This is a genomic window from Bacillus sp. REN16, assembly GCF_020731355.1.
Taxonomy (GTDB): domain Bacteria; phylum Bacillota; class Bacilli; order Bacillales; family Bacillaceae_L; genus Ferdinandcohnia.
In genome coordinates, this window is record NZ_JAJFZK010000004.1 from 70,542 (window position 1) to 85,572 (window position 15,031).

Consider the following 15,031-nt stretch of genomic DNA (forward strand, 5'->3'; position numbering starts at 1 on the left):
CATCGGCTTTACTCAATTATTATTTTAACCCTTGTTCTAAAGTTGCGAGCATTTCTTGTTTATCCTCTTGGCTTGCATTTTGCCAAATCACTTCAAACAATACTCCTAGACCTGGGAGCATTTTTTCTTCTCCACTTTGGATAGCATCCACAATTGTATCTTGTAATTCTGCCTGAGAATTTCCTGCCACATTATGCTTAACTGCATTTCTTAAATTCAAATTCATTCACATGCACCCTTTCTATGTAACTTTTCTTTAGTATCTTTTACGCGATCTGCCTTTTTTATGTAAGTTCCATAGGATATAATGAAAAAAAGAATCAGCAAAAAGGAGCAATTAGTACGTGAAGCGAATTGAATCAAATAAAAATCCCCAAATAAAACAATGGAAAAAATTACATACGAAAAAAGAACGTGATAAGACCGAAACTTATATAATTGAAGGGTTTCATTTAGTTGAAGAAGCTTTAAAAAGTGATGTGATCATTCGTGAATTGATCATAAGTGAAACAGTAGATATTCCATCAAGCTGGAATGTAGACAATTTATCTATCACGATTGTGACAGAAAAAATAATGAAAGAAATAAGTGATACAGATACATCTCAAGGAATCGCGGCTATTTGTGAACAATATTCCGCTAGAGCAGAAGTCAATTTCACAAGATTATTACTGATTGATGCTGTGCAAGACCCGGGTAATCTTGGAACAATGATTCGCACTGCGGATGCAGCTGGTATAGATGCTGTGATTATTGGAGAAGGAAGTGTCGATGTCTATAATTCAAAGGTGGTTCGTTCTACACAGGGGTCGATTTTTCATATACCTATTGTGAAGGGAAATTTATATGATACGATTGATCAGCTAAAGCAAAACGGTACAAAAGTATACGGGACTTCTTTAAAGAATGCAGTTGACTATAAACAAGCTGCTGCCGAGGAATCCTTCGCCATACTGGTTGGAAATGAAGGCAATGGAGTAAATCCTGAATTACTGGTAAAAACAGATCAAAACTTATATATTCCAATCTACGGAAAAAGTGAATCATTGAATGTAGCCGTGGCAGCGGGGATCTTGCTTTATCATTTGCGGTAAAGTGCACAAGGTGGGGCGATGAGTGAACGATTAAATGCGTTTATAAATATCGCCTCGATACCCAATTTTAATAATATGAACAATTAATTTACCTTCGATTATTTCATAAACAATCCCGATATCCCCAACACGTTTTCTGTATAAGTTGAGGTTTGACAACTTTTTAACGTTTGAGGCAGAAAATGGTGTTTCTTGTATTTCTAATAAAGCATCAGTTATCCTTAACCGAATGTTTTTATCTAGTTTCTTAATGAATTTTTCGGCGTTTTTGTCGATTAATTAGGTATACATTATTTGTAATCCTCATCTAGTTCTTTAATTAAATCATCTAATGTGACAAATTCACCATTTCTAATTCTTTCTCTCGAATTTTTGATTTCCTTTAACTCTTCTTCTGTTATAGGCTCATCGTCCTCTGGAATTAATGATTTTAAAAAGTCCGCTGGATCGGGAAGTTTTTCTTCAGGCAAATTATCAATAATTCGTTTCAATTCTTCTCTCTTATTCATTCAATTCATCCTTTCATATTTATTAGATTAATTATACACTGAACATGAAGATTTCAAAATATATTGTAACTTTTAAAAAACGAGTAATAAAATTGTAGGATAAGGGGTGCGGGGGCTATTAACAACTATTTTGGAGGTACAATAGTTGGTGAACCGTTTCATTGGTTATCTTTTTCGCATGTTGTGATGTTGGGCTTGCTTATAGTCTTGGGTGTTTTGTTGTTTCTTTTAAGAGATAGACTCACGAAAAGAAAATCAGTCATTCGCTATACATTAGCAATTGTTTTGTTAGCTAGCGAACTATCTCTTTACCTCTGGTATGTGTTTACAGGGGTGTGGGATCCAGTTGATTCCCTGCCGCTTCAGCTTTGCTCGATATCATTATTTCTAAGCATCATTATGCTATTAACTCGAAGCTATTTATTATTTGAAGTAACTTATTTCTTAGGCATAGGTGGTGCCCTGCAAGCGATGCTTACACCAGAACTTGCCTATGATTTTCCGCATTATCGCTATTTCCACTTTTTCCTAGCCCATATTGCGATTATTCTAGCAAGCTTCTACATGATTTGGTATGAGAATTGCAGACCGACTTTGAAATCCATTTGGAAGGCCTTTGCGGGATTAAACAGTATCGCTTTGGTTGTCTTTTTTATCAACAAAGCAACAGGTGGAAATTATATGTTTCTTGCGCACAAACCAATGAACCCAAGCCTAATCGACCTGCTTGGCCCGTACCCATGGTATATTTTATCCTTGGAAATCGTCGCGTTAATTATGTTTTTTATCCTCTTTCTCCCATTTTTAAGAAAAAAGAAATAATTTGGGTTTGATTTGCATATTGAAGATACGTATAATATAATTTATATGCTTTACATATAGTAAAAAAACAGTGACAGAGACTAGTACCTTTCCACTCACTATTTCAGGGAGAAAATGCCGTGACTGCAAGCATTTTTATAGAAGAAGAAAGTGAATTCACCTCTTGAGTTGGCACTTGGACCGTTTGAACAATAGACGTAAAGGTGTTCCGGCATTTGCCGTTATCGAAACGAAGTGAACAATTATTTGTAATTGTTAACAAGGGTGGTACCGCGAATCTAAACCTCGTCCCTTTTTTGGGATTGAGGTTTTTTATTTTGTCTTATTGTCTAGCTCCAGGCGCCATCGGCTCGAGGTCACAAGCCAATCACTTCGGAAGGCAAAAGACGCCCTCTGTCAGTGCTCGTCTTGTGCTTGTCGCCGATGAACGGGCGCCTTGCGCTTTTCTAATAAAAAGGAGGAAAAACCATGCAAGAAAGATTACTTGAGCTGAAAGAAGAAGCTCTTGCAAAAGTTGATGCAGCAACGAATCTTAAAGAATTAAATGATATTCGTGTTGCTTATTTAGGTAAAAAAGGACCTATTACAGAGGTACTTAGAGGTATGGGCAAACTTTCTGCTGAAGAGCGTCCAAAAATGGGTGCACTTGTCAATGAGGTCAGAGAGCAAATCACTGAAACATTAACTGCAAAACAAGAACTACTCGAAAAAGAAGAAGTCGAAAGAAAACTTGCTTCTGAAACAATTGATGTCACACTACCAGGTAGACCGGTTAATGTAGGTGGACCTCACCCGCTAACTAAGGTAATTGAAGAAATTGAAGATTTATTCCTAGGAATGGGCTATTCAATTGCGGAAGGACCAGAAGTTGAAAAGGATTATTACAATTTCGAAGCGTTAAATTTACCGAAGGACCATCCAGCACGGGACATGCAGGATTCATTTTACATCACCGAGGATATTCTCCTTCGTACCCAAACTTCACCTGTTCAAGCGAGAACAATGGAAAAGCATGAAGGGAAAGGTCCGGTAAAAATCATCTGTCCTGGTAAAGTGTACCGTCGTGATAATGATGATGCGACACACTCTCACCAATTCACGCAAATTGAAGGTTTAGTTGTCGACGAAAACATCCGTATGAGTGACCTAAAAGGAACTCTTAATACGTTTGCGAAAAAAATGTTTGGGGAAGATCGCGAAATCCGACTGCGCCCAAGCTTTTTCCCATTCACTGAACCTTCAGTAGAGATGGATATATCTTGCTTTAAGTGTGGCGGGGATGGATGTAATGTATGTAAGAAGACAGGCTGGATTGAAATTTTAGGCGCAGGTATGGTTCATCCAAATGTACTTGAAATGTCAGGCTTTGATTCAAAGAAATATACAGGATTTGCATTTGGTATGGGCCCAGAGCGTATTGCCATGTTGAAATATGGAATTGATGATATTCGTCATTTATACACAAATGATAATCGTTTCATCAAACAATTTAATCGGGCTTAAGGAGGGAGAAAGAGAATGTTTGTTTCATATAAATGGTTACAGGAATACGTTGATTTATCAGGTGTAACACCCGAAGAATTAGCAGAAAAAATTACGAGAAGTGGAATTGAAGTTGAAGGTGTCGATCATTTAGGTGAAGGCATTAGCGGAATTGTGGTCGGTCACGTTCTTGAATGTGAGCAGCATCCGAATGCTGATAAATTGAATAAATGTCTCGTTGATGTTGGTGAAGGCGAGCCTGTTCAAATAATTTGTGGTGCGCCAAACGTTGCGAAAGGCCAAAAGGTTGTAGTCGCAAAGGTAGGGGCTGTGTTACCAGGTAATTTTAAAATCAAAAAGGCGAAGCTTCGCGGTGAAGAATCAAATGGAATGATTTGTTCCCTTCAAGAGCTTGGTTTTGAATCAAAGCTTGTTTCTAAGGAATACGCAGAAGGCATTTTTGTATTCCCGCATGAAGTAGAGCCAGGAGCTGACGCACTCGCTCTTTTAAATCTTGATGATAAAGTTCTAGAGCTAGGATTAACTCCTAATCGTGCTGATGCTATGAGCATGATGGGGGTTGCTTATGAAGTTGCTGCTATTTTAGGAAAAGATGTAAATCTTCCACAACCGAAAGTAACCACTTCAGCGGAAAAAGCGGAAGATTACATTTCGATTTCAGTAGAAGCGAAGGAAGATAATCCTTTATATGTGGCACGAGTAGTGAAGAATGTAAAAATTGGTCCATCTCCATTATGGCTTCAAACACGCCTGATGGCTGAAGGAATTCGTCCACATAATAATGTTGTCGATATTACAAATTATATTTTATTAGAGTATGGTCAACCACTACATGCATTTGATTATGATCGTCTAGGTTCCAAAGAAATTCTAATTAGACGTGCGAACAATGAAGAAAAAATTACAACATTAGATAATGCAGAGCGTACATTAACCGATGAGCACCTAGTGATTACAAATGGTTCAGTTCCAGTCGCACTTGCAGGTGTAATGGGCGGGGCAAATTCTGAAGTGAAATCTGACACTACAACTGTCTTAATCGAGTCTGCTTATTTTACAGGCAGCACAATCCGTAAGTCATCTAAAGATCACGGTCTGCGCAGTGAAGCAAGTGCTCGTTTTGAAAAAGGAATTGATCCAAACCGTACTCGAGAAGCCGCTGACCGTGCCGCTGAGCTAATGGCTGAGCTGGCTGGCGGTGTCGTGCTTGATGGTGTTGTAGCTGTTGATACACTTGATATTCAACCAGTAAATGTTTCTGTAACACTTGAGAGAATTAATAAAGTGTTAGGTACTGAGATTTCAAAAGAAAAAGTAGAAGAAATTTTTACCAACCTGCGATTCTCATTTACTGTGGATAATGATACATTCCACGTTACAGTACCTACTCGCAGACCAGACATTACAATTGAAGAGGATCTAATCGAAGAGGTAGCACGTTTATTTGGATATGATGAATTACCAACTACTCTTCCAATTGGCGAATCAAAACCAGGTAGATTAACGGACTATCAAGCAAAGCGCCGTCTAGTTAGAAGGTTTTTAGAAGGTGTTGGTTTATACCAAAGCATCACATATTCCCTAACAAGTGCTGAAAAAGTAAATAAATACGCACTTGAACAAAGTGAGTCAATTCGTCTGGCAATGCCTATGAGTGAAGAACGCAGTCACCTAAGATTAAGCCTTCTTCCACATTTATTAGAGGTTGTTTCACATGATTTAGCTCGTCAAATTGATAGTGTAGCGACTTACGAAACAGGCTCTGTATTCATTACTAGACCAAACCAAGAACTACCTGACGAAAAGGAACATTTGGCAATTGCTTTGACAGGCTCATGGTTATCACCAACATGGCAGGGTGAGAAAAAAGCGGTGGACTTCTATGTTGTCAAAGGAATTCTAGAAGGGTTATTTGAAAAGCTTGGTCTAGAAAACAGAACATCATTCCTGCAAGCGAGAGTAGAAGGGATGCATCCAGGTCGTACAGCTACTGTGTTATTGGATAACAGAGAAATTGGATTTGTTGGCCAAGTTCATCCAAATGTTCAAAAAGACTTAGATTTAACACCAACTTTTGTTGCTGAATTATCATTAAAAGATATTTTAGAGGCAGATGTGGAGGAAATTCTTTATCAGCCAATTCCACGATTCCCTTCGATGACTCGTGACATTGCACTTGTTGTGGATAAGTCAGTAGCAGCAGGTGACATGAAACAAGTTATTATTGAAGCGGGTGGTAAGCTACTTCGCGATGTTTCGATTTTTGACCTATATGAAGGAGAGCGCATGGAGCCAGGTAAAAAATCTGTTGCCTATTCAATCAAGTATTTTGATCCAGAGCGCACCTTAACTGAAGATGAAGTTACAAAAGCACATGATAAAGTACTAAAAGCAGTTGCGGAAAAATTTGAAGCAACTTTGCGTTCATAATGAAAATGGAGTGGGTATTGAGCCCGCTCCATTTTTAAATTCCGGCAATTTTCTTAGCTTTTTGCGTATTTGCAAAATGCAGTTTCGTAAAGGTTCGTAAAGCAGCTACGCCTTGTTTTTTGATTAGCTTAGCGGCAACAACATCCACTTGTGCGCCTGCTCCTTTTTTTAACTCTAATCCGCATTTTTTACTCAATTTGTCAAATTCTTTAACAAATGCATACCTTGCTATGATTGAGGCGGCAGCGACCGAAAGATGAACTCCCTCTGCTTTCGTACTAAAATATACATCATTTTTAATGATTTCTTTTTGACCTGATAAATGCTTGAAATACACGTCTGGGACTGCAAATTGGTCAATTAAAATACCGTCTGGTGTAGCGGGTGCAATTTTTTTAAGAACATGCCCAATTGCTTGATTATGCAGCAATGCCTTCATTTTGCCTTGTGTCATGCCTCTTGCTTGGAGTTCATTGTATTTTTCATTATGTAATATTAACAGGCTATAAGGAATCACATGAATGATAGATTCAGCAATTTCACAAATTTGTTTGTCGTTTAGATCCTTGGAATCTTTAACCCCAAGTTCCTTCAGCAAAGCAAACTTATCATTAGAAACATATGCAGCTACTACTGTCATGGGGCCAAAATAATCACCTGTCCCAACTTCATCAGATCCAACCATCGATAAGGTTCCGATATTAGGCGGTAAGCCACTATTTTTTGCAACAGGTTTCTTTGTATTAGTTGTTTTAGTTGGTGTTTCTGTGGCCCCCCATTTTTCAGCCTCTGGAGCAGCATTATTTCCTTGGAATAATACCTTTCCTGACTTGTATGCAGTAATTGAACAGCTTGGAAGTTTGGCAGCAAATACCCCGCCCTGCGGGACTTTTTCTAATAAGTAACTTTTATAATGCGCCTTCATTTTTTCAATGGTACCGGGGGTACACTTTAAGACAGTATTAGACAAGATAACATCCCCTATTTACTATTTTTATACAAGATTGGATAAAATTCTTTATAATCTATCATAACGTTTGTTGAGATTTCTTTCCATACATATCATGTTCGTGGTATTATTATCTGTAGGATTGTCTAGAATGGAGGCCAACTACTTGTCACAGCCACAAAAAACAAAAACAACTGTAGATATATATGGACAGCAATATTCGATTATCGGGTCTGAGAGCACAAGCCATATACGCCTTGTGGCCTCAATTGTCGATGATAAAATGAGAGAAATAAGCGGTAAAAACGCGACACTTGATATTAATAAATTAGCAGTATTAACAGCCGTTAATATTGTACATGAACATTTAAAGCTAAAAGAAGACTACGAAGAGCTTGAAAAACGTTTAACACAAGCAATAAATGAAAAGGATTGACGTGATATGTTTGATTTAGTCCTAATAATCATCCTTTTAGTGGGATTTTTAGTTGGTTTAAGAAGAGGCTTTATCCTTCAAATCGTTCATCTTACAGGTTTTATAGTTGCTTTTATCGTTGCATACCTCTATTATGATGAACTAATGCCAAAATTAATATTATGGATTCCATATCCAACTTTCGGCGACGCCGATACGATGAAGTTTTTATTTGAAAGTACGAATTTAGAGACAGCCTATTATCGGGCAATTGCCTTTGCAATTATTTTCTTTATAACAAAATTCCTGTGGCAAATCATTGGCTCAATGCTAGATTTCCTTGCAAATCTGCCAATTTTAAAACAAATCAATGGTTGGGCTGGAGGTCTATTAGGATTTGTTGAAGTTTACTTAATTGTATTTATCGTCCTATATATCGGAGCACTACTTCCGGTAGAAATCGTTCAGTCTAATCTCAATGATTCATTTATGGCTAAAATGATCGTCCAACATACCCCATTCTTTACTGGAAAAATTAAGGACATGTGGATTTGATAATTAGTAACTCGACTTCTCTATTATAGGGAAGTTTTTTTTATGAACCCGCATGAATCCGCAAATAGTGACTTTTTTACAAAAAATCTGTATCATTTTGGATAGTTAATCGTAGATGAAATATAGGTGGTGGTTATATTGACAATCAATAAAAAAGATGTGATCCGTCTTTTAGAGACAATCGCAATTTATATGGAACTAAAAGGGGACAACCCATTTAAAATATCTGCCTTTCGAAAAGCGGCAGCAGCCCTTGAAAATGATGATCGTAGCTTATCTACGATTGATGACTTCACAACATTACCTGGCATTGGTAAAGGAACAGGAGCGGTCATTACCGAATATATCGATACCGGAGAATCAACCGTATTAAATGAATTAAAAGAAATGGTACCAGAAGGTCTAATCCCTTTGTTAAACCTGCCAGGTCTAGGCGGCAAAAAAATAGCAAAGCTTTATCAGGAACTAGGCATCGAAGATATGGAAATGCTAAAACAAGCATGTCAAAATGAAAAAATACAAAATCTGGCAGGCTTTGGAACGAAAACGGAAGAAAAAATACTTTCTGCTATTGAGGAATATGGAAAACGGCCAGATCGCTTGCCGATTGCATTAATGTTAGCGTTAGCTGAAGAAATCGAAACACAGCTTAGTACGATGGAAGGGATCATTACATATTCCCGTGCAGGAAGTCTGCGCCGGATGAAGGAAACAATAAAGGATCTCGATTTTATTATTGCAACAAACGAACCTGAACAAGTTCGGGAACAGCTTTTACAGCTAAATGGTATTAATGGGATTATTGCGAGTGGAGACACAAAGGTTTCCATACAAATTTCATACAGCTACGATATTTCAGTGGATTTCCGTCTAGTGAAACCACATGAATTTGCGACCACCCTTCATCATTTTACTGGGAGCAAAGACCATAACGTAAGAATGAGACAATTAGCAAAAGAACGCGGTGAAAAAATTAGTGAGTATGGCGTTGAAAATAGCGAAACGGGTGAAATAAAAACTTTTGAAACAGAGGAAGAATTCTATCACTATTTTGGACTCGCCTTTATCCCTCCTGAGCTTAGAGAAGATGGTTCTGAGGTAGATGCATTTCATCAGGCAGTTGAACATATTCAGCTTGAAGATATAAAAGGTGATCTCCATATGCATACATCATGGAGTGATGGGGCTTTTACCATCGAGGAAATGGTGGAGGCATGCAGGAATAAAGGGTATCGTTATATGGCAATCACAGACCATTCACAATACTTACGTGTGGCAAACGGGCTAACTCCTAAACGATTACTGGAACAACACAAAGAAATAAAAAGATTAAATGAAAAATACGATGATTTTACAATACTCACAGGTGTTGAAATGGATATCCTGCCAGATGGTAAACTTGATTATGATGACGAAATTATTAGAGAAGTTGATGTCGTGATTGCATCCATCCATTCTAGTTTCACACAACCGAGAGAGAAAATCATGCAGCGCTTAAAAACAGCTTTAGAAAATCTGCATGTTGACATTATTGCACACCCTACCGGAAGGATAATAGGGCGAAGAAAAGGATATGACGTAGACGTAGATATGTTAATTGAGTTAGCAAAAGAAACAAATACAGCGTTAGAATTAAATGCGAATTTGAATAGGTTAGACCTTTCTTCAGAATATATTAAAAAGGCACAAGAGAAGGGTGTAAAACTAGTCATTAACACAGATGCACATAATATGGATATGCTAGAGGATATGGGATATGGTGTATCCGCTGCAATAAAAGGCTGGATTAAAAAAGAAAATGTCATTAATACCTGGGATAAGGATGAGCTCATCGCTTATTTAAAACGAAATTTATAGGATTTAGAAATCCTTTAGTTGAAAAAGTTGGAACTTGGTAGCAAGAAGGGAGTTACAGCATGCAACCACGGGTTTTAAAGGTACTAGAGTTTAATAAAGTAAAGGAACAACTAAAACAGCATGTCTCATCTTCTTTGGGAAGAGAAAAGGTAGATAAAATGACCCCGTCTACAAATGTAGAGGAGGTTATGTTTCTACAGGATCAGACAGATGAAGCTGCAAAGGTATTGCGTTTAAAAGGAAATGTGCCACTAGGTGGTTTAACAGATATTAGAGCCTCCATAAAACGGTCAAGCATCGGCGGAGCCCTTAATACAATGGAGCTTTTAGATATTGCGGGGACTATTTATGCTGGCCGTCAAATGAAAAAGTTTATAGAAGGTATGATTGAGGATGAGATTAGTCTGCCGATCCTAGGGGACCTGGTTACAAGCATTACACCCTTATTTGAACTTGAACAAAAAATAAAAAACTGTATCGATGATAATGGTGGTGTCATGGACGGGGCGAGCGACAAATTGCGCGGAATCCGTCAGCAGCTCCGGAGCAGTGAAGCTAGAATTAGGGAAAAGCTTGAGCATATTATACGCTCATCTTCCGCACAAAAAACACTATCCGATGCAATTATAACGATACGAAATGATCGATATGTGATCCCGGTTAAACAAGAATATCGTGGGACATATGGCGGAATCGTTCATGACCAATCCTCTTCAGGAGCAACATTATTTATTGAACCACAATCAGTGGTCGAGCTTAATAATGTATTGCAAGAGGCCCGAGTAAGAGAAAAACAAGAAATCGATCGTATCTTACTGGAACTCTCAAACGATGTAGCAGTTGAAGCAGAGTCACTCTATCAAAATGTGGAGACGCTTGGAGAGCTTGATTTCATGTTCACAAAAGCTGCATATAGTAAGAAATTAAAAGGTTCTAAACCGAAAATTAATGGGGATGGCTATGTACTTATAAAGAAAGGCCGGCATCCTTTAATAGACCCACAAGAAGTAGTTCCAAACGATATTGAGCTTGGTAAGGACTATACCTCAATTGTGATAACGGGACCAAATACAGGTGGTAAAACCGTCACGATAAAAACGATTGGATTATTAACAATTATGGCCCAATCAGGTTTGCAAATACCTGCACAAGAAGAGTCTGAGATTGCTGTTTTTGAATCCGTATATGCTGATATTGGGGACGAACAATCCATCGAACAAAGCTTGAGTACGTTTTCATCCCATATGGTAAATATTGTGGATATTTTAAAACGTGTCGATGCAAATAGCTTAGTTCTTTTTGATGAATTAGGGGCGGGAACTGATCCACAAGAAGGGGCTGCACTTGCAATCTCCATTCTTGATGAAGTTTATAACCGTGGTGCTAGGGTAATAGCAACAACCCATTACCCGGAGCTTAAAGCTTACGGATACAATCGAGAAGGGGTAGTTAATGCTAGTGTCGAATTTGACATTGAAACATTAAGCCCAACTTATAAGCTCTTAATTGGAGTTCCAGGACGGAGTAATGCATTCGAAATTTCAAAACGACTAGGGCTTTCAGATACAATCATCAGCTTAGCGAAAAGTCATATTAGCTCTGAAACGAACACAGTTGAAAATATGATTGCCTCCTTGGAAAAAAGCAAAAAGGATGCAGAGCAGGAACTGGATGATGCAGAAGAGATTCGCAGACAAGCAGAAAAACTTCATAAGCAACTTCAAGAACAAATTCTCGAATTTAATGAACAACGGGAAAAACTTTACGAAAAGGCTGAGCAAAAAGCAGCAGAAACAGTCAATAATGCTGTTGCTGAAGCAGAAGAAGTCATTCGTGATTTACGTAAAATGAAGCTTGATCAACAAGCGCTTGTCAAAGAACATCAATTGATTGATGCAAAAAAACGTTTGGAAAATGCAGTACCAAAACTCACAGAAAAAACGGGTAAACAATCTGTTGCAACGAAAACAAAAAGGAAACTTGTTCCAGGTGACGAAGTGAAGGTGATTAGCCTAAATCAAAAGGGTCATCTTATCGAACTGTCAGGAAATAATGAATGGCAGGTCCAAATTGGGATTTTAAAGATGAAAGTAAAAGAAAAAGATCTTGAGTATGTCAGCAGCCCAAAACCAGTAGAAACAAAACCCTTGGCAACAGTTAGGGGCAGAGATTACCATGTGAGTCTCGAGCTTGACTTACGTGGTGAACGATATGAAAATGCACTTTCAAGAGTGGAGAAATACATTGATGATGCATTATTAGCGGGGTATCCGCGTGTTTCCATTATCCACGGAAAAGGAACGGGTGCTCTGCGCCAGGGTGTTCAAGAATATCTGAAAAATCATCGAGCTGTAAAATCAACAAGATTCGGGGAAGCCGGAGAGGGTGGAACTGGCGTTACGGTTGTAGAATTAAAATAACATGGTATACCAAGTAATCTCTAATAGGGAGAGAAGATGATGGATCAATTTTGGGATAATGAATATGTGTTAACAGCGGCAAACTACAGTGTCGTTATACTGTGCATGGTTCTGTTTATGGCCATATTTGAATTGGTCACCAAGTATAAAAATTGGGAAGAAATCCAAAACGGAAACCTATCTGTTGCAATGGCAACTGGAGGAAAAATCTTTGGAATCGCAAATATATTCCGCTATTCCATCCAAAATCATGACTCACTATTTGTCATGATTGGCTGGGGTGTATTTGGATTCTTCCTCCTGCTGGTTGGCTACTTTATTTTTGAATTCTTAACTCCAAAGTTCAACATCGATGTTGAAATACAACAAGATAATCGCGCAGTAGGGTTCATATCCATGGTTATATCAGTGGGACTTTCTTATGTAATTGGCGCAGGCATTGGGAATGGTGGTTTTTAAATATGGAAAAGCTAGCGAAGATTTTGTTAGTTGTCAGTGGAATATTTGTAATCATAGGCATAGTGTATTTAGTTTTATAACTTTTAGGGCTGATTGGAATAACCATCAGCCCTATTTATTTGCCCAAAAACGATATAAATAGCAACAACATTTCATGAATGTAATTGTCACGGAATATTCATTATACTATAATGAATGTAAATGGTTTGAAAATTCAAACTGGATTCTGAATACGTCTTCGTATTCACATGTACAATAATAAATAAGGGAGGTTATAAAATGGAGTTTGAAAGGCCGTGGTTAGCAAGTTATCCGCAGGAAATTCCGCATGAGCTTGAATACGAAAGCATCCCGATTCAAAGTTATTTGAAACGAACAGCACATGAATATCCCGAGAAGACTGCCGTTCATTTTCAAGGAAAAGAATTAACTTTTTCACAAGTGTATGAAGAATCTCTGAAACTTGCAAACTATTTAGTGGATCAAGGCATCAAAAAAGGAGATCGTATTGCCATCATGTTGCCCAACTGTCCACAGGGTGTTATTGCCTATTACGGTGTTCTATTTTCCGGTGGGATCGTCGTCCAAACGAATCCATTGTACACTGAAAGAGAGCTTGAATATCATCTGAAGGATTCAGGTTCAAAAGCAATTATTACGTTAGATATTCTATTTCCGCGCGTCTCAAAAGTGAAAGCGTTAACACAACTTGAGCACATTATTGTGACAGAAATTAAGGATTATCTTCCGTTCCCAAAAAACTTAATTTATCCTTTCATTCAAAAGAAGCAATATGGTATCGTAGTCAAAGTTGAACACGAGGGAACGAATCACCTGCTAAGAGAAATTATTAGAGGTTCAGAAGCAAGAGAAATCGAGATAGAGATTGATCCCGTAGAAGACTTAGCATTATTACAATATACCGGTGGAACAACAGGTTTTCCAAAGGGTGTAATGCTTACACATCGAAATTTAGTAGCCAACACAATGATGTGTTCGAAATGGTTGTATAAATGTAAAAAAGGTGAAGAGTCTGTATTGGCAATACTGCCATTTTTCCATGTATACGGAATGACGACAGTGTTAAATCTCTCGATTATGATGGCTTCCAAAATGATTTTAATGCCAAAATTCGATGCAGGCGCTACATTAAAAACGATTCATAAACAAAGGCCAACTTTGTTCCCTGGGGCGCCAACCATGTATATTGGGTTATTGAATCATCCTGATCTTAATAAATATGATTTATCCTCGATTGACTCCTGTATTAGTGGATCAGCTGCATTACCGCTTGAGGTGCAGGAACAATTTGAAAAGATAACGGGTGGAAAGCTTGTAGAAGGCTATGGATTATCAGAAGCCTCCCCAGTAACACATGCAAATTTACTCTGGGGACAACGAATTAACGGTAGTATTGGTTTACCATGGCCTGACACAGATGCAGCCGTGCTATCAATGGAAACAGGTGAACCTGTCGGATTTGGTGAGATTGGAGAAATTGCCGTAAAAGGCCCTCAGGTCATGAAAGGTTATTGGAATAAACCAGAGGAGACAGATGCCACATTCCGAGATGGCTGGTTATTAACAGGTGATTTGGGCTATATGGATGAAGATGGATATTTCTATGTAGTAGACCGCAAAAAGGATATGATTATTGCAGGAGGGTTTAATATTTACCCAAGGGAAGTTGAAGAAATTCTTTTTGAACATGAGAAGATACAAGAGGCAGTTGTTGCAGGAATTCCTGATCCATATCGTGGTGAAACGGTCAAGGCATACGTTGTTTTAAAAGAAGGCCAGCAATGTACAGAAGAAGAACTTGATCAGCATTGCCGAAAAAATCTGGCTGCCTATAAAGTTCCAAGAGTGTATGAATTTAGAAACGAACTACCTAAAACGATCGTAGGTAAAGTATTACGAAGAGTCTTAGTGGACGAAGAAAAGGAAAAACTAACAAAAATCAATTAAGAAATAGGATCAATCAGCTCTAGACATCAATGAGGGAACACAGAGATTTG

Annotated in this window: 14 protein-coding genes and 1 other annotated feature; of the genes, 10 read left to right on the forward strand and 4 right to left on the reverse strand. The window is 38.1% G+C overall.

The genetic code is table 11. The features are described 5' to 3' along the window. Positions 1–19 precede the first annotated feature (19 nt). Positions 20–226 carry a small acid-soluble spore protein SspI gene (sspI, locus tag LKW28_RS06000; RefSeq protein WP_229139445.1) on the reverse strand — a complete coding sequence of 69 codons (207 nt, stop codon included), beginning with the start codon at positions 224–226 and terminating at the stop codon, positions 20–22. 118 nt (positions 227–344) lie between these two features. On the opposite strand from sspI, the gene LKW28_RS06005 reads away from it, so the two are divergent. Further along, positions 345–1,094, forward strand: a complete 750-nt coding sequence (locus LKW28_RS06005; protein ID WP_229139446.1) for a TrmH family RNA methyltransferase — start codon at positions 345–347, stop codon at positions 1,092–1,094. 30 nt (positions 1,095–1,124) lie between these two features. Here LKW28_RS06005 and LKW28_RS23210 read toward each other — a convergent pair whose 3' ends face one another. Further along, entirely contained in the window at positions 1,125–1,370 is a 246-nt protein-coding gene (locus tag LKW28_RS23210; protein ID WP_420708830.1) for a type II toxin-antitoxin system RelE family toxin, read from the reverse strand. Positions 1,371–1,384: 14 nt separating this feature from the next. Next, positions 1,385–1,603, reverse strand: coding sequence for a hypothetical protein (locus LKW28_RS06010; protein WP_229139447.1), 219 nt, complete (start codon positions 1,601–1,603; stop codon positions 1,385–1,387). 141 nt (positions 1,604–1,744) lie between these two features. Between LKW28_RS06010 and LKW28_RS06015 the strand changes: the two genes are divergently transcribed. The 3 genes from LKW28_RS06015 (at position 1,745) to pheT (ending at position 6,358) form a co-directional block, all read left to right on the forward strand. Then, positions 1,745–2,425, forward strand: coding sequence for a TIGR02206 family membrane protein (locus LKW28_RS06015; protein ID WP_324255014.1), 681 nt, complete (start codon positions 1,745–1,747; stop codon positions 2,423–2,425). 61 nt (positions 2,426–2,486) lie between these two features. Beyond that, positions 2,487–2,721, forward strand: a binding site (T-box leader). Between the two features lie 172 nt (positions 2,722–2,893). Beyond that, the gene (gene pheS, locus LKW28_RS06020; RefSeq protein WP_229139449.1) at positions 2,894–3,928 is read left to right on the forward strand and encodes a phenylalanine--tRNA ligase subunit alpha; all 1,035 of its coding nucleotides are present in this window, start codon (positions 2,894–2,896) and stop codon (positions 3,926–3,928) included. Between the two features lie 15 nt (positions 3,929–3,943). Next, complete coding sequence (gene pheT / locus LKW28_RS06025) at positions 3,944–6,358, forward strand: phenylalanine--tRNA ligase subunit beta (RefSeq protein WP_229139450.1); 2,415 nt, start codon at positions 3,944–3,946, stop codon at positions 6,356–6,358. Positions 6,359–6,392: 34 nt separating this feature from the next. On the opposite strand, the gene rnhC is transcribed toward pheT, so the two are convergent. Next, positions 6,393–7,328, reverse strand: a complete 936-nt coding sequence (gene rnhC / locus LKW28_RS06030) for a ribonuclease HIII (protein WP_229139451.1) — start codon at positions 7,326–7,328, stop codon at positions 6,393–6,395. A gap of 145 nt (positions 7,329–7,473) precedes the next feature. Between rnhC and zapA the strand changes: the two genes are divergently transcribed. The 6 genes from zapA (at position 7,474) to LKW28_RS06060 (ending at position 14,981) form a co-directional block, all read left to right on the forward strand. Next, the gene (gene zapA, locus LKW28_RS06035; RefSeq protein ID WP_229139452.1) at positions 7,474–7,743 is read left to right on the forward strand and encodes a cell division protein ZapA; all 270 of its coding nucleotides are present in this window, start codon (positions 7,474–7,476) and stop codon (positions 7,741–7,743) included. 6 nt (positions 7,744–7,749) lie between these two features. Further along, a complete protein-coding gene (locus LKW28_RS06040) occupies positions 7,750–8,277 on the forward strand; it encodes a CvpA family protein (protein ID WP_229139453.1) in 528 nt (175 codons plus the stop codon). 135 nt (positions 8,278–8,412) lie between these two features. Continuing rightward, a complete protein-coding gene (gene polX, locus LKW28_RS06045) occupies positions 8,413–10,134 on the forward strand; it encodes a DNA polymerase/3'-5' exonuclease PolX (RefSeq protein WP_229139717.1) in 1,722 nt (573 codons plus the stop codon). Positions 10,135–10,193: 59 nt separating this feature from the next. Continuing rightward, on the forward strand, positions 10,194–12,554 hold the full coding sequence (locus LKW28_RS06050; RefSeq protein ID WP_229139454.1) for an endonuclease MutS2: 2,361 nt from the start codon (positions 10,194–10,196) through the stop codon (positions 12,552–12,554). A 39-nt stretch (positions 12,555–12,593) separates the two neighbouring features. After that, positions 12,594–13,013, forward strand: coding sequence for a DUF350 domain-containing protein (locus LKW28_RS06055; RefSeq protein ID WP_229139455.1), 420 nt, complete (start codon positions 12,594–12,596; stop codon positions 13,011–13,013). A gap of 279 nt (positions 13,014–13,292) precedes the next feature. Further along, complete coding sequence (locus LKW28_RS06060; RefSeq protein ID WP_229139456.1) at positions 13,293–14,981, forward strand: AMP-binding protein; 1,689 nt, start codon at positions 13,293–13,295, stop codon at positions 14,979–14,981. Positions 14,982–15,031 lie beyond the last annotated feature (50 nt).

Coding starts and splice junctions, on each gene's coding strand:
- sspI (WP_229139445.1), bottom strand. CDS start 226: ATGAATTTGAATTTAAGAAATGCAGTTAAGCATAATGTGGCAGGAAAT.
- LKW28_RS06010 (WP_229139447.1), bottom strand. CDS start 1,603: ATGAATAAGAGAGAAGAATTGAAACGAATTATTGATAATTTGCCTGAA.
- pheS (WP_229139449.1), top strand. CDS start 2,894: ATGCAAGAAAGATTACTTGAGCTGAAAGAAGAAGCTCTTGCAAAAGTT.
- pheT (WP_229139450.1), top strand. CDS start 3,944: ATGTTTGTTTCATATAAATGGTTACAGGAATACGTTGATTTATCAGGT.
- LKW28_RS06040 (WP_229139453.1), top strand. CDS start 7,750: ATGTTTGATTTAGTCCTAATAATCATCCTTTTAGTGGGATTTTTAGTT.
- LKW28_RS06050 (WP_229139454.1), top strand. CDS start 10,194: ATGCAACCACGGGTTTTAAAGGTACTAGAGTTTAATAAAGTAAAGGAA.
- LKW28_RS06055 (WP_229139455.1), top strand. CDS start 12,594: ATGGATCAATTTTGGGATAATGAATATGTGTTAACAGCGGCAAACTAC.
- LKW28_RS06060 (WP_229139456.1), top strand. CDS start 13,293: ATGGAGTTTGAAAGGCCGTGGTTAGCAAGTTATCCGCAGGAAATTCCG.